We start from the raw sequence: 15,805 nt of genomic DNA, 5'->3' as shown, positions 1-15,805 counted from the left end.
ATTCGTTCGGGGAGGAAGACCTGATGTTCGCAGGGTCGGCACGCGGTTCGCGGCGCGGACGTCGGTGGCATTCCGCCACCGGTAGCCGGCGCTGGGTGGTGGTCGGGTTGGTTGCGGCGCTGCTGGGTGCCCTGCTGCCAGGTAGTCCGGGGCAGGCGGCACCGGACGTCCCGCCGAGAGAGCCTGCGGCACCCCCGGTGGAGAAGCTCGACTCCGATGGCGGGCCGGTGGCGGGCCGGGCCTGGTCGCAGAAGCGGGTCACCTCCGATCCCGCCCCGACGCCGCGCTGGCCAGACCCGGCAACCGCCCGGGTCGACCTTCCGGCGACCAACGCGCGCAATGCCGCGGGCCTGGGCGTCAAAGCCGGAAGCATGCCGGTCTGGGTGGACAGTGCCGACGGCGAGGGCGACGGGCGACTGTCCGCTCTGCATCTCCAGGTTGTCGATCGCGACAGTGTCCCGCAGGCGTGGCAGGACGGCCTGGTGTTGAAGGTGGGCGCCCCGGCCGGGGCCAGCGGCGGCGCGGCGAAGCTGTCGGTGGACTACAGCGGATTCCGGTACGCGGCCGGTGGGTCGTGGGCATCTCGGTTGCGCCTGTGGCAGGTACCGGGGTGCGCGCTCACCACCCCGGACGAGCCGGCATGCCGGTCAACGCCTTTGCGTACCTCCAACGACCTCGCCACGGGAGTGGCGTCGGCGGTGGTGGACGTGCCGCCGTCGCCGGCCGCCGGCCGGGTACCGGACTCCTCAGCGGCCGGCCCGTTCGTGGTGCTCGCCGCAGGCGCTGCCGGCAGTGACGGTGACTTCGGCGCCACCAGCCTGGCTTCCTCGTCGACGTGGTCGGCCGGGGGGTCGTCGGGTGACTTCTCCTGGAACTACCCGGTGCGGATGCCGCCGGCAACAGGACCGGTGCCGGACATCTCGTTGGCCTACTCGTCGTCGTCTGTGGACGGCCGTTCCGAGGTGACGAACAATCAGCCGTCGTGGATCGGGGAGGGGTTCGACTACTCACCCGGCTACATCGAGCGCCGGTACGTGCCGTGTGCGGAGGACTCGAAGGACGGGGCGAACAGCACCACCTCAAGTGGTGACCAGTGCTGGCGGTCGGACAACGCGACAATGAGCCTCAACGGCCGCGGCGGAGAGCTGGTCTTCCAGTCGGGTCGGGGTTGGCATTCCCGTGGCGAGGACGGGTCGAAGATCGAGAAGCTGACCGGCGCGTCGAACGGTGACGCGGGCGACCCGGATTACGGGGATGTCGGTGAGTACTGGAAGGTGACGACCACCGACGGGACCCAGTACTTCTTCGGGATGCACAGCCTGCCCGGGCAGAGCGGTAGGACGAACTCGACGCTGACCGTCCCGGTCTTCGGCAACCACTCGGGGGAGCCGTGCCACGAGAGCAGTTTCGCCGGCTCCGACTGTGTGCAGGCGTGGCGGTGGAATCTCGACTACGTCGTGGACGTGCGCGGCAACACGATGTCGTTCTGGTACGGCAAGGAGACCAACAAGTACGCCCGTAACGCCACAGACTCCGACGACGTGACGTACGACCGGTCCGGCTATCTGACCCGGGTCGACTACGGCACCTACGACCGCACCGCCGCGACGCACGACGTGACCGAGCGCAGCGTCAACCCGTACGCCCAGGTGTTGTTCGAGACCGACATGCGGTGCACCGCCAACTGTGGGACCGAGTCCGCCCCGGTGAAGTCGAGTTGGAAGGACACGCCGTGGGACCAGGCGTGCACGGCGTCGGCGACGTCGTGCCCGCAGCAGTACACCCCGACGTTCTGGACCACCAAGCGGCTGAAGAAGATCACCACCCGGGTGTGGGACACGACCAAGGCGACCCCGGCCTGGCAGAACGTGGAATCCTGGACGCTGTCGCACACGTTCGCCGCGACGGCGGACTCCACCCACGAGGGTCTGTGGCTGGACCGGATCGACCACGCGGGGCTGGTGGGCGGCACGGTGAACCTGCCGCCGGTGACCTTCGAGGCCGAGTCACTGCCGAACCGGGTGTTGACCGAACACGGCACCGCCGACAACTGGCTTCGGATCTCCAGCATCGTCACCGAGACCGGCGCGCGGATCAAGGTCGACTATTCGCTGCCGGAGTGCACCGAGGCGATGGTGGAGACGCTTGCGCCGCACACCAACACCAAGCGCTGTTATCCGGTGAAGGTGCCGGACCCCGCTGATCCGACCGGCAAAGCGCTGGTCACCGAGTGGTGGCACAAGTACCGGGTCGAGCATGTCGCCGAGGACGACGTGCAGCTGAGCGACGGGCACCAGGCGCCGTCGAAGCACACCTGGTACGAATACGTCGGAAGTCCGGCCTGGCACTATGCCGACGACGACGGCCTGTCCAAACCGGATCGCAAGACGTGGAGCCAGTGGCGCGGCTACGCGCAGGTCAAGACCCGGGTGGGTGACGACCCGGCGACCCGGACGTTGTCCGTGACCACCTTCATGCGTGGCATGCACGGTGACCGGTCCAGCCCTTCCGGGGGTACCCGCACGGTGCCGGTGCCGGCGTCGCTGGGCTCGGAAACCGTCTACGACGAGGACCAGTTCGCCGGGCAGATCCGCGAGCAGGTCGTCTACAACGGCGTCGACACCAAGCCGGTCTCCAAGACCGTGCACGTCCCGTGGCGATCCAACCCGACCGCCAGCCGCACCATCAACGGTGACCTGGTGGAGGCACGCTTCACCGACACCCAGACCACGTACACCGCCACCGCCCTCGGGGTCGACGGTGACCGGGGGTGGCGGGTCTCCCGCGGCCGCCAGAGTTTCGACCACACCTACGGGACGATCAACTGGTCGCAGGACGACGGCGACATCGCCGAGACCGGTGACGAGAAGTGTGTCACCTACAGCTACAACCGAAACCTCGCCAAGAACCTCACCCAACTGGTCAAGCAGACCACCGCCAAGGCGCTGCCCTGCGACACGGCACCGACCAGCACCGACCATCTGATCAGCGACGGACGCGACTACTACGACGGCGCGACCAGCGTGGACACGGCGCCGAGGTTCGGGTCGGTGACAAGGTCCGAGCAACTCAAGGACTGGGCGCCCGACACCCAAACGGTATGGAAGACCGTCAGCCGGGCGACGTACGACAGCACCGGCCGGCAGTTGACCAACACCGACATCAAGGGGAACGTCACCACCACCGCCTACACGCCGGCGGTCGGCGGGCCGGTGAGCAAGGTCACCACCACCGGACCGGCGCCGTTCAACTGGGTCACCAGCGAGGAGGTCAACCCGTACTGGGGTTCTGCCGTAAAGGGCACCGACCAGAACGGGAAGACCACCTCGGAGGTCGAGTACGACGCGTTCGGGCGCGTCGCCAAGGTGTGGGACTTCGGCTGGTCGAAGTCCGCCAACCCGACCAGACCATCTGCCCAGTACAGCTACACGTACGCGTCGGGCCGTAACGCCTACCCGTACGTCCAGTCGCTGACGCTGAATCCGGACGGCAACTACATCTCCTCGTTCCAGATCCTCGACGGCCTGTTGCGTCCTCGGCAGACCCAGTCGATCTCGCTCGGTGGCAGCGGCGACCGGGTGGTCAGCGACACCATCTACGACGAGTTCGGGCGGGCGGCGGTCTCCTACGGAGCGCACGCCGAACCGGGTGCGCCTGCGGGTGCGTTGTGGTGGGAACCGGAATGGTCCGTGGCGGCGGTGACGAAGACCCTCTTCGACCGTGCGTCGCGGCCGACCACGGAGATCTTCCTGGCTGATGACGGGGTCACCAACCTGGTCGAGAAGTGGCGTACCACCACCAGCCACGAAGGCGACCTCACCAAGGTCACCCCGCCGGCCGGCGCGACCCCCACCACGACGGTGACCGACATCCAGGACCGGACCGTGGCGGTGCGGCAGCACACCACGCCAGCGGGCGTCACGGGGGCTTACCAGGAGACCAGGTACGTCCTCAACCACAAGGACCAGATGGTCAAGACCATCGACACGGCCGGAAACGAGTGGATCAACGAGTACGACGTCCAGGGCCGGCTCTGGCGGGTCACCGACCCCGACAAGGGCGTCACCACCAGCACTTACAACGACTACGACGAGTTGGTCAAGACGACCGACGCCCGTGGCGAGTCGCTGTGGTACGTCTACGACCAGATCGGTCGCAAGACGCAGCTACGTGACGACTCCGCTACCGGCCCGCTGCGCGCGGAGTGGAAGTACGACAGCCTCTTCAGCGGCCAGCCCGGCTTCAAGGGCCACCTGGCCCAGGCCATCCGGTACGAACCGGCCGGTTCCACCAACGCCTACCGGTGGCGGGTACGCCAGTTCAACAACCGCTACCAGCCGACCGGGGTCGACTACGTCATTCCGGCGGTGGAGACGGGTCTGGATGCCACGTACATCTACGCGTACGGCTACTCGGAATTCACCGGCACCCAGACGTCGATGTCGTATCCCGGAGCCGGCGGGCTTGTCACGGAGCAGTTGACGACCGACTACGACTCGACGACGGGTATGCCGACCCGGTTGGACACCAGTCTCACCGGTTCGGCGGGCACCATGGCCACCGCCTCCTACACCGCGTACGGCGAGCGCTCGGGCTCCATTTACAAGATGCCGAGCGGCAAGTACACCCGGGACCTGGTCTATCGGGATGAGGCCACCCGGCGTGTCACCCGAACCACGGTGGAGCGGGAGACCGTCGCCGGCACCGTCTCCGACCGGGCGTACGACTATGACGAGGCCGGAAACATCACCTCGATTGCCGACACCCCGCAGGTGGGGCAGGCCGATGTTCAGTGTTTCCGGCAGGACGCCCTCGGCCGGCTGGCGACCGCCTGGACGCCGAAGAGTGGGGTGAGTTGCGAGGCCGATCCGACGGTTGCCGACCTGGGCGGGCCGGCGCCGTACTGGCACGACTGGACGTTCGACTCGACCGGCTCCCGGCTCACTGAGACCAGTCACACCACCGGCGGTGACACCACCCGTACCTATGCTCTGCCGAACGGTGGGCAGGGTGTGGTCCGGCCGCATGCGGTCACCTCGATGACCACCGCCGCTCCAGCGCAGCCGGACGTGGTTTCGAGGTACGGGTACGACCAGGCGGGTAACACCACCTGCCGGCCGGCGGGGACAACCGCGAACGACTGTGCCACCGCCACGAACAGTCAGACCCTGGGTTGGAACGCCGAAGGCAAGCTCGCCACCGTCGCGTCCGGTGGGCAGACGATCGAGACCAACATCTACGACGCCGAAGGCGTGCGGCTGATCCGTCGTGACGCGACCGGGACGACGCTGTATCTGCCGGGGCAGGAGATCCGTCGCGAGGGTGGGGTCAACACCGGGACCCGGTACTACAGCTTCGCCGGCACCATCTGCGCCAGCCGCAAGGGTGCCTCCAGCATCACCGATCTGACCTGGCTGTATCCCGATCATCAGGGCACCCAGCAGACCGCGATCAACGCCGGCACCCAGGCGGTCACCATCCGTCGGCAGACGCCCTACGGCGACGCCCGGGGCGAGAATCCGGTCTGGGTCAACAACAAGGGCTTCGTCGGTGGCGACATCGACCCGACGGGCATGGTCAACATCGGGGCTCGGCAGTACGACAAGGTCCTGGGTCGGTTCATCTCCGTCGACCCGGTGATGGACCTGACCGACCCGCAACAGTGGAACGCGTACGCGTACGGCCACAACAGCCCGATCACCCACTCCGACCCCACCGGTCTGCGGCCGGAGTGTGGTGGCGGTACGGGTACGTACAGTTGCAGCAGCAACGTGCCGAAGGCGAATCCTGAGGTCAACAAGGGTAAGTGGCCTGACACGAAGACCAAGAACACGGCGGTCTCCGACGAGTACGCAAAGAAGCAACGCGATCGGGCGATCGCCGAGCGTAAGAAGCGGGAGTGTCAGTCCAGCTTCTGGTGCCGTAACAAGAGCAAGATCGCCGGTGCGGCGGTGGGGATCGTGGTCGGCGCCGGGTGCGGGCTGGCCGTCGGGTGGACCGGGGTAGGCGCGGTCGCTTGTGGCGCGCTCGCCGGGGCGGCTGGCTCGTTCGTGACCGGTTGGATGGACGGTCAACGCGGCTGGGACCTGGCGCTGACCACAGGCATTGGCGCCGTGGTAGGTGGAGTGACGGGCGGCCTCTTCTCCGCGATCGGCTCGGGAGTCAAGGGCGCCATCGGTGCCGGTGCAGGCGCACGGGGCAGCGCGTTCGCCAGAGGGTTCGGCAAAGAGGTCAGAAACATCGCCGGCCGGGGTTGTAAGCACAGCTTCGATCCCAAGACGCGTGTCGTGATGGCCGACGGCAGCACCAAGCCGATAAAGGATGTCAAGACGGGGGAGAAGGTCCTCGCGACTGATCCGGGGACCGGGAAGACCGCCCCAAAGAAGGTGCTGGCGACCCACATCAACCTTGATAGGGACCTCGCCGACGTCACGGTCGTCGACCCGAAGACCGGGATGAAGGCGGTTCTGAACACCACCCAGTCCCACCCGTTCTGGAACGACTCGGCCAAGACGTGGGCCGACGCCAAGGACCTACGCCCTGGCGAGAAACTCGCCACACTCGGGGCCGCAGTAGCACCCGCCGTCCTGGCAACGAGTCTCTGGTACGGCGCGGCGACGATGCACGACCTCACCGTCGCCGATACACACACGTACTATGTGATCGCTGGCAACACCCCGGTGCTCGTCCATAACTGCGGTGAAGCGTCGGACGAGCTCTTGGATTTGGCAGACGCCAACCTAAACGGAACTACCAATGTTGCCGCCGAGGTTGTTGCCACTGATGGTGGTGTAGGCTGGGGAGTCAGTGGGCCTCGTACGGTGTCACAGCTGACGCCAAATGTCCGCGTTGCTGCTCAAGCTGTCGATCACCATATGGGGTGCGCAGAAATCGGCGCGCTTTGCTGGCTGGAACTGGGGGGACACCCCATTCAGGGCGCTCGCGGTCAGGCGGTGAAGGTACATGGTGGCGGTGACTGGCCGGTGGAACAGCATGGAGAAGGGATCGGCTTCTGCCCTGCATGTGTCAGACTCTTCGACTACTTGGACGGGGGGCCGATGTGACGAGGTTGCCTGAGACCCTGCTGCGTAGCCTTTCTGGGCGCGCCCGCAATTTCCCTGGGATTACACGAGTAAGCGATGCTGTCTGGCGTGCATCGGCATCACCTGCTCCGGAGACCGAATCACGGTGGAACGCCTCGCCTGAAGCCCAGCATGAGGCGGAGCGTTTCGACGGTGAATACGGTGGTCTGAAGATTACCGTTCTTGGAGGATCGTTCGAGGGCGAGGTCGTACTCGGGGTTACGGGGCCGGAGGCTGTATGGCGTAGTCGGCAAGGCGTCGAGATGTTCAAGTGTGCGTCTCATCCCACCCTTCAATGTGCAATCGTGAGCACTGTCGACCGACGGCTTGGGTGCTCCTGGAGTCGAGATTTTATCCCCCTATTCGACTCTGTAGAGCTGTTCATCGAGGATGCTGCAATGTGGGGGTCCGTGCAGGGTTGGTCTTATGTCGCCGTGGGCGCATTATCGGTTGAGATCGTACTTGAAAAACTTCCTGATCTGACGCGCGACGATTCAGCGTCGGGCGGATTGAGCTCTTGGTGGTTGTCACCCGAAGTGGTGATCGCTGCGCATCCCTATCTCTCTCCAGGGCGGAGCATGCATCCGCAAATTGCGGTTCTAGTAAAAACGAGCGGAGTAAAGGAGCTAGTTCGTAGAGCCCTCCGAGATAATGGGATCAGTGAGTCACTCTTCACTGCGGGCGAGATGCATGGAATTGTGCCCAAGCTAAATGCCAGGGGTATAGAAGGTTAAGGTCCTAAGTCTTTTGGAGGGCTGTAACAGCACGAGGCGTCCGGATCTTCAGGTCGGGTGGGAAGCGTGTCGGCGGTCGCTGGAACAGCCGTGTTCTAGCGGGCGACTCTCTGCAATGGCGGCCACTTGTCGGCGTGCGATTACCAAGGTGTATCTGGTTTGGCAGAAAAGCGAGATCGATTGCCCGGAGAGCCTATGGTTGATGCGGCTTACTTTGACCATTGTTCGAATGTGGTGATCGGTGTCGGTGAGATGAATTTGTCGGGCGGCCCATCTATCATCCCGATGCTAGGCCGCTGTGCTGGGTGACGGCTGCGCCGCGAACGTTGACCGCTCGGTGTTCGTAGGCCCACGTCGTTACGTCCTGGGACGACCAGGGCGTCGACGAGGGTCGGCTAGCCGGGTGTGACCGTGCGGCGAGCCCGGTACGGGGTACCCGATCGGGAGCGTCACCGCTCGAAGTGGGTACTGGTGGTGGAGTTCCTCGATGAACTGGCGAGGCATGGGCTGCCCAGGGCCCCGGCAAAGTCGTCAGGTGATGCCGAGTAGTGCCAGCGGGCGGGTGCTGTCGCGGGCGTGATGCCGGTTGGCGGCGGCGATGTTGGTGACCTCGGTCAGGCGTAGCGGGCGGCTGGCACAGAGCGAGTCGCGCGGTGTTGCCCGTGGACGGCTAGGGGAGAAGCCGTTGGTGGAGCACCAGAAGTGCGGCGACAGCATTTGCCGAGCGGATCTCACCCGCCGCGACCATATCCGGAATTCGGGCGAGGGGGATCCACTCCCGCTTCTCGGACTCGAAGTAGTCCTCAGGTTCGCCCACACGCTCGGCGCCGTCGGCCAGGTATACGTGATGTTGTGCGTCGGATAGCCCGTTGGACGGCTCGACCGTGATGAGCGGCGTCAGCCGCCCTGGCCGCCAGCCGGTCTCTTCGAGCATCTCGCGTGCGGCGGCCTCTTCGACCGTCTCGCTGGCATCGACGACACCAGCGGGCAGTTCCCAGCCCCAGGTGTCGGGTATGAAGCGGTGCCGCCACAACAGCAGTACCTCGTTCTGATTGTTGACGGCCGCGCAGAGCGCGACTGGGCGCTGTCGGATCAGGAAGTGGTCGAGGTGCCTTCCATCGGGTAGTTCCACGTCGGCGAGGTTCACCGTCAGCCACTTGTTCTCGTAGACGGTGTGCTCGCCGAGGTTCTTCCACCGCATTCGCCGCCGACCGCCCTTCTCGTCCGTCTGGTCGCCGGCCAGGCTACAGCGGGACCGACAACGCTTCGTCGAGCCGGGCGACAGCCTCGGCCGTCACAGCGCCGCCTTGCTGGGTCAGACGCCTGCGTAGCTGGTCAAACCTGTCGCGCAACCGCCGGGACTCCATACCGCTCGCGAGATCGACCATCTGCACTGCGGAAACCGCAGCCCGTTCCACCTCACCGCGATTGAGTTCCACCATCGTGAGTGTGGCCATCCGGTGGACTCGGCCCCGGGCGTGGGTGTGTCTGCGGACCGCCTCCTCGGCGTACGCCCGTGCGGAGGCCAGCTCCCCTAGGCTGGTAAGTGCTTCGGCAAGCTGTGCTTCCACCAGGCCGGGCTGCATGTATTCCGTCTCGGGTGGCTCGTCTTCACGGCGGATCTGCGCTGCCGTCTGTTCGGCAAGCATCATGCAACGGTGCGCGTCCGAGACGGCTTTCATGCCGGCGAAGGCTTTTGCCTGCATCGCATAGAGATCGGTCTTGAGCGCTGGAGAGATGTGGGGTCCGGCGGTACGCAGGCCCGCCTCGGCGAACGCGATGGCCTGTCGGTAGTCCTTGAGAGACACCGCCTGGTTGACCAACAGGGCGACGACATATCCGCCGAACCGGCGATCGCCGGACGCTTTGGCCAGGCGTAGCGCTTGATGGAAGTATCGCTGTGCGAGGCCCTGTGCATCCGAGTCGTATCCGCAGATTCCGGCGACGGCGACCAGCCCACCGGCGGCCCGGAACAGGCTGCGGCCCGTCCTGTCGCTGTAGGAGCCGCGAAGCAGTGGCGCGGTGTGCTCCATCAGGAATCTCACCACTCGGGGTCTGGTAGCGATGCCTCCGGCCTGCCGGTACATCGATTCGTAGTGGGTGCGGGCGGTCCGAAGCATGGCGACGTCACCGGCGTCGACGCGGAGACCTGCAGGTCGGGACACGTCGCGGTCCTCGGGTGGGTTCTCCCATTCCCAGACTGGGGCGATGGCGCGTGTCCCGGTGATGACAGGCATGTCCGGGAGATCCCGGCGCTCCTGGTCTGAACGCCAGAGCGCAGTCGCGCGGGCGATGAAGCCTGTGAGCGGTGCGACGTGCACGGATTCCGGGCGTCCCATGCCGATGTCGTCGAGGGTGACTCGCCGCGACAGACACTCGCTGAGGAGTTCACAGATGATCTGGGGTACCCAGCCTCGCGGCCGCTGCCCCTTCAACCACCGACCTACTGACGTGTGGTCGTACCGCATGATCATTCCGTTGCGCTGCCCAGCTTGGTTGAGCCGGGCCGCCAATCCGGCCCGGGACATGCCGGCTTCATCAAGAAGTGCGTCGAGCAGGGTATTCGGCTCCATCCTTCACCAGCCTCTGCTAACAGGGCGAGCCCAGGGTAACCGTGCGCCGTTCACACGGGGTGTGAACTCGCTGCACTGATCGTCTCCTTTCAAACCCTCCCGGCGACCCGCCGAGGCGAGTTGGCTGATTGTGAGCCATTGAGCATTCGGCCGTGTCGATCACCACGGGGGCCTTCCGGTCTTGATTTCGGCGGCTCGGCCTCGACCGGTTGGCGGCCCTGGACGAAGGAGAAGCGATGCTGGCACGAACCCGAGGATGGATCTGGTTGCGGCAGCGGCAGGGTACGTGACTACCGGTGGGACGGTCGCCGCTGGGTACGGGTACCGGGGCCGAAGCGATGACGACGAAGCCCCCGCACATCTCCCCGCCCGAGATCCCCGAACTGCCCGCCGGAACTCCGCTCCGGCTCCGGTCCGGGGACTGGTACCACATCCACGACCTGCCCTGCACCGCGTACTGCGACATGACGGTGACCAAGGTCCATGCCGGGGTGACCCGGGAGGACGGCGGCCATCTCTGGGTCTGGGTCACCGGCCATGACCACCCGACCTGCTCGTGGTCGTCGGTAGAGCCGCACGCGCCCTGCATCGAACTGATGGTCCGCCTCGACGTGCTCCGTCGACATGCCCGGTGAGCGCCCCTTGCCGGCCGACATCCTGGATGCCGCGCGGGGCATCATCAGGGCACACGAGAACAACACGTGTCCCCGCTGCACCCCGGGCGGCGGCTGCCCGGCGGACGAGTGGGCGGCGGTGACGCTGTTCGAGGATGCGGTGGCGGCGGGACCGCGTGGCCCGAAGACTCTCGACGACGTACGCCGGATCGCCGACCGGATCCGGAGAGACATCGACGGTGCCGAGGTGGCGGGCGGGGTCGACAGGATTGGACCGGACCCATTTGAATAGGGCGATGCACCGGTCCTCCGGCCGAGGAAGTCCGGCGTACCGGGAAGATCGGCACCTGTAGCTTATTTTCACCCTCTGAACTCTGCTGTAGGTTACCTTCACGTTCCCCGGGGTCGGCGCGGCTCGGGCCGGGTGAGCGGCGGAACCGGTGACGGAGCAGGAAGAGGGAGGGCGCTGGTGGGAACACCGGCATCGACAGCGTCGGCCGCGCCCCCGACGGACGAGGCGTACCTGCGGGTGCGGGATCTGCGGGTGCGGTTCCGTACCGAGGACGGGGTGGTGCGGGCGGTCGACGGGCTCTCGTTCGCCGTGCAGCGCGGACGCACCCTGGGCATCGTCGGCGAGTCCGGCTCCGGCAAGAGCGTCACCAGCCTGGCCGTGCTCGGGCTGCACGACCCGAGGCGTACGGAGATCAGCGGCGAGATCCTGGTCGGTGGGCGGGACATCGTCGGGCTGCCCGACGCGCAGTGCCGCAAACTGCGCGGCCGGGACATGGCGATGGTCTTCCAGGATCCGCTCTCCGCACTGCACCCCTACTATCCCGTCGGGCGGCAGATCGCCGAGGCGTACCGGGTGCACCATCCCGGCGCCGGTCGCCAGGCCGCCCGGCGACGCGCGGTCGAGATGTTGGGCCGGGTCGGCATCCCACAGCCGGAGCGCCGGGTCGACGACTACCCGCACGAGTTCTCCGGCGGGATGCGGCAGCGGGTGATGATCGCGATGGCCCTGGTCAACGACCCCGACCTGCTGGTCGCCGACGAGCCGACCACCGCGCTGGACGTCACGGTGCAGGCGCAGATTCTCGACCTCCTCGCCGACCTCCAGTCGGAGTTCAACTCGGCGATCGTGCTGATCACCCACGACCTCGGAGTGGTCAGCCAGGTCGCCGACGACGTACTCGTGATGTACGCCGGCCGGGCCGTCGAGCACGGCAGCGTCGAGCAGGTACTGCGCCGGCCGCAGCACCCGTACACCTGGGGATTGCTCTCCAGCGTGCCGTCGTTGCACGGTGACGCGGCCGCGGACCTGGTGCCGATCCGGGGCAATCCGCCGAGCCTGATCCACCTGCCGCCGGGCTGCGCCTTCCACCCCCGCTGCCGCTACGCCGACCGGAACGGCGGTCGCTCCTCGACCGAGGTACCCGAGCTGCTGCCGGTGGCCGAGGCCGGTCACCTGGTCGCCTGCCACCTGTCCGAGGCCGACCGGCAGCGCTACTACGCCGACGAGATCGCCCAGGTGGGGGTGGCACCGTGAGTGCGCAGACAGAGGTGGCGCCGGAGCGGCCGGCCCGGGCCGGGGGCGAGCCGCTGCTGACGGTGACCGGGCTGACCAAGCACTTCCCGGTGCGCTCCGGGTTGCGCCGTCGTGGCCTGGTGCGCGCGGTCGACGGGCTGGACTTCGAGGTACGGGCGGGGGAGACCCTCGGCCTGGTCGGCGAGTCCGGCTGCGGCAAGACCACCACCGGCCGGCTGCTGGTCCGGCTGCTGGAGCCGAGCGCTGGCAAGATCGTCTTCGAGGGACGGGACATCACGCACGCCTCCCGGGGCGAACTCCGGCCGCTCCGCCAGGACCTCCAGATCATCTTCCAGGACCCGTACGCCTCGCTGAACCCCCGGCACACCGTCGGGCGGATCGTGGCGATGCCGTTGCAGGTCAACGGAATCGTCCCGCCCGGCGGCGTGAAGCAGCGGGTACGCGAGCTGCTCGAACTGGTCGGGCTGAACCCCGAGCACTACAACCGCTATCCGCACGAGTTCTCCGGCGGCCAGCGGCAGCGGATCGGGATCGCCCGTGCGCTGGCCCTGCGGCCGAAGCTGGTGGTCGCCGACGAGCCGGTCTCCGCGCTGGACGTGTCGATCCAGGCGCAGGTGGTCAACCTGCTTCGCGACCTGCAACGGGAGCTGGATCTCGCCTTCGTCTTCATCGCACACGACCTCGCCGTGGTCCGGCACTTCTGCCAGCGGATCGCGGTGATGTACCTCGGGAAGATCGTGGAGACCGGGGACCGGGTGGAGATCTACCAGCGGCCACGGCATCCGTACACCCGGGCGCTGCTCTCCGCCGTACCGGACGTGACGAAGTTGGGACCGGCGGGGCGGATCCGGCTCACCGGGGACGTACCGACGCCGTTGGATCCACCATCCGGCTGCCGGTTCCGGACCCGCTGCTGGAAGGCCCAGGAGATCTGCGCGACCGAGGAGCCGCCGCTCACCGCCTATCCGGGCGGGAGCGGCGGTGGGACCGGCGCGGTGGCCTGCCACTTCCCGGAGGAGGGTGATCTCCCGTGAGCGCGAGGACGAGCCGGGTTTGCGAGTCCCGCGGCGCGAACGAAGGCGAGTGCCGTGAGTGAGCAGCAGGTCGGGGCGATCGCGGCCGGGGTCGGCCCGGTTCCGCCGGTTCCAGAGGGCGTACCGGACGGCACGCCGCCCGACGGCAGCGTCACCAGGGCGGTCGAGGCGGACGGGTTCGTCGGCCGGTCGCCGGGACAGCTCGCCTGGCGGCGGTTGCGCCGGGACAGGGTGGCGCTGGTCAGCGGCGCGGTGCTGGTCTTCTTCGTGCTGCTGGCGGCGGCCGCGCCGCTGGTGGCCCGGCTCTACGGCAAGGGGCCACAGGAGCGGTTCCCGGAACGCCTGGACCGCAACGGGTTCCCGCTCGGCTACGCCGGGGTCTCCGGTGAGCACTGGTTCGGCATCCAGCCCGGGATCGGCCGGGACATCTTCATCCAGGTGGTCTACGGGCTGCGTACCTCGCTGATGATCGCCTTCACCGCCGCCGTGTTGACGATCGCGCTCGGCGTGGTGATCGGCATCGTCGCCGGGTACGTCGGCGGCTGGGTCGACGCCGTGATCACCTGGGTCCTCGACCTGGCGCTGGCCTTCCCGTTCTACATCTTCTGCTTCGCGTTCGTGCCGCTGGCGGTCAACCAGTTCTACGGGCCGCGCGACGAGGTGGCGTCCTGGTTCAGACCGGCGCTGCTGGTGTTGATCTTCGTACTCTTCAACTGGACCATCTCCGCCCGGCTGGTCCGGGGACAGGTGCTCTCGCTGCGCGAGCGGGAGTTCGTCGAGGCGGCCCGCGCCTCCGGGGCGGGGCTGGGGCACATCCTGTTCCGGCAGCTCCTGCCGAACCTCTGGGCGCCGATCCTGGTGACCTTCTCGTTGAACGTGCCGGCCCTGATCACCGCGGAGGCGGCGCTGTCGTTCCTCGGCATCGGGGTGCTGGAGCCGACGCCCGACCTGGGCCGGCTGATCAACGACAGCGTGCGCTACATCCGGGACGTACCGAGTTTCACCATCGTGGGCGGGACCACGCTGTTCCTGCTGGTGCTGGCGTTCAACCTCTTCGGCGACTCGCTGCGCGACGCGCTCGACCCGAAGTCGAGCAGGTAGGAGGCGTCCGTGCTGCGATTCGTGGTCAAGAAGGTACTGCTGGCCCTGAGTACCCTGCTCGCGGTCAGCGTGATCACCTTCGGGATGTTCTTCGCGGTGCCCAACAACCCGGCCGAGCTGATGTGCGGGGACAGCAAGAACGTCTGCAGTCCGGAGCGGATCGAGATGATCGAACGCCGGATGGGACTGGACAAGCCGATCCCGGCGCAGTATGGCGAGTTCATGCGGGGCATCTTCGTCGGCCGTACCATCGGCGCCGGCGAGACCGCCCGGGACTGCCCCGCGCCCTGCCTCGGCTTCTCGTTCCGCAACGACGAGCCGGTGACCGGGATCGTCGGGCGTACCCTGCCGGTGACCCTCAGCATCGTCTTCGGCGCGGCCGTGGTCTGGCTGGTGCTGGGCGTCTCGATCGGGATGGTCTCGGCGCTGCGCCGGGGGACCGTCTTCGACAAGCTGGCGGTCGGCACGTCGCTGGTCGGCGCCTCCATGCCGATCCTGCTCTTCGGGCCGCTGCTGCTGATCGGACTGGTCTACGAGACCGGCATCCTGAGCTATCCGCGCTACACCCCGCTGACCGAGAATCCGGTGGCCTGGGCGTCGGCGATGCTGCTGCCCTGGTTCGCGCTCGGCTTCCTCAACTCCGCGACCTACGCCCGACTCTCCCGGGCGCAGATGCTGGAGACCCTCTCCGAGGACTTCGTCCGGACCGCGCGGGCCAAGGGGCTGTCCAAAATCACCGTGTACGGCCGGCACGCGCTGCGCGCGGCGATCACCCCGATCATCACCATCGCCGGGCTGGACCTCGGCGCCTACCTCGGCGGCACCGTCATCACCGAGACGGTCTTCGGGTTCACCGGGCTCGGCAAGACGGCGCTGAACGCGGCGCTCAACCTGGACATGCCGATCGTGATGGCGACGGTACTGCTCGCCGCCGTCTTCGTGGTCGCCGCCAACGTCCTGGTCGACGTGCTGTACGCGGTGGTCGACCCCCGGGTCCGACTCGGGTGACCGGATGACCGTCCGGTGGCGACCCGGTGGCGGGTACGGAAACGTTGCCCCATCGTTACTGCTATGAAACTTACCTTCAAGTCTGCTTGAGTGAATATTTCTTTCAACAGATT

Annotated in this window: 9 protein-coding genes; 7 read left to right on the top strand and 2 right to left on the bottom strand. The window is 67.1% G+C overall.

Features of this window, described 5'->3' with window-relative positions; translation table 11 throughout:
- Positions 1-95 precede the first annotated feature (95 nt).
- On the top strand, positions 96-7,064 hold the full coding sequence (locus ACQEVC_RS03935) for a polymorphic toxin-type HINT domain-containing protein (RefSeq protein ID WP_432873432.1): 6,969 nt from the start codon (positions 96-98) through the stop codon (positions 7,062-7,064).
- A 1,422-nt stretch (positions 7,065-8,486) separates the two neighbouring features.
- Here the strand turns inward: ACQEVC_RS03935 and ACQEVC_RS03930 are convergent.
- Positions 8,487-9,017: an NUDIX hydrolase gene (locus tag ACQEVC_RS03930; protein WP_432873429.1), complete on the bottom strand. Its 531-nt coding sequence runs from the start codon at positions 9,015-9,017 to the stop codon at positions 8,487-8,489.
- A gap of 43 nt (positions 9,018-9,060) precedes the next feature.
- The gene (locus ACQEVC_RS03925; protein WP_432873427.1) at positions 9,061-10,389 is read right to left on the bottom strand and encodes a hypothetical protein; all 1,329 of its coding nucleotides are present in this window, start codon (positions 10,387-10,389) and stop codon (positions 9,061-9,063) included.
- A 338-nt stretch (positions 10,390-10,727) separates the two neighbouring features.
- Here ACQEVC_RS03925 and ACQEVC_RS03920 point away from each other — a divergent pair, with 338 nt between their 5' ends.
- The 6 genes from ACQEVC_RS03920 to ACQEVC_RS03895 all read left to right on the top strand — a co-directional run bounded on the left by ACQEVC_RS03920 (position 10,728) and on the right by ACQEVC_RS03895 (position 15,692).
- Positions 10,728-11,024: a hypothetical protein gene (locus tag ACQEVC_RS03920; RefSeq protein WP_432873426.1), complete on the top strand. Its 297-nt coding sequence runs from the start codon at positions 10,728-10,730 to the stop codon at positions 11,022-11,024.
- 7 nt (positions 11,025-11,031) lie between these two features.
- Positions 11,032-11,295, top strand: a complete 264-nt coding sequence (locus tag ACQEVC_RS03915) for a hypothetical protein (protein WP_432873423.1) — start codon at positions 11,032-11,034, stop codon at positions 11,293-11,295.
- Between the two features lie 177 nt (positions 11,296-11,472).
- On the top strand, positions 11,473-12,549 hold the full coding sequence (locus tag ACQEVC_RS03910; protein ID WP_432873420.1) for an ABC transporter ATP-binding protein: 1,077 nt from the start codon (positions 11,473-11,475) through the stop codon (positions 12,547-12,549).
- Positions 12,546-13,583 (top strand): ABC transporter ATP-binding protein, encoded by a 1,038-nt coding sequence (locus ACQEVC_RS03905; RefSeq protein ID WP_432873418.1) that lies wholly within the window; start codon positions 12,546-12,548, stop codon positions 13,581-13,583. The genes ACQEVC_RS03910 and ACQEVC_RS03905 overlap by 4 nt, the downstream gene beginning before the upstream one ends.
- Positions 13,584-13,637: 54 nt before the next feature.
- Entirely contained in the window at positions 13,638-14,684 is a 1,047-nt protein-coding gene (locus ACQEVC_RS03900; protein ID WP_432873415.1) for an ABC transporter permease, read from the top strand.
- Positions 14,685-14,693: 9 nt separating this feature from the next.
- Complete coding sequence (locus ACQEVC_RS03895; protein WP_318397550.1) at positions 14,694-15,692, top strand: ABC transporter permease; 999 nt, start codon at positions 14,694-14,696, stop codon at positions 15,690-15,692.
- Positions 15,693-15,805: the final 113 nt, after the last annotated feature.

Origin of the sequence: Plantactinospora sp. CA-294935 (assembly GCF_050936445.1) — a bacterium.
Taxonomy (GTDB): domain Bacteria; phylum Actinomycetota; class Actinomycetes; order Mycobacteriales; family Micromonosporaceae; genus Plantactinospora.
Note: the sequence above shows the minus strand (reverse complement) of the source record. Positions and strands in the feature narration are given on the sequence as shown.

What these genes read in the sequence shown, in the direction of transcription:
- ACQEVC_RS03930 (WP_432873429.1), bottom strand. Translation starts at nt 9,017, where the DNA reads ATGCGGTGGAAGAACCTCGGCGAGCACACCGTCTACGAGAACAAGTGG.
- ACQEVC_RS03925 (WP_432873427.1), bottom strand. Translation starts at nt 10,389, where the DNA reads ATGGAGCCGAATACCCTGCTCGACGCACTTCTTGATGAAGCCGGCATG.
- ACQEVC_RS03920 (WP_432873426.1), top strand. Translation starts at nt 10,728, where the DNA reads ATGACGACGAAGCCCCCGCACATCTCCCCGCCCGAGATCCCCGAACTG.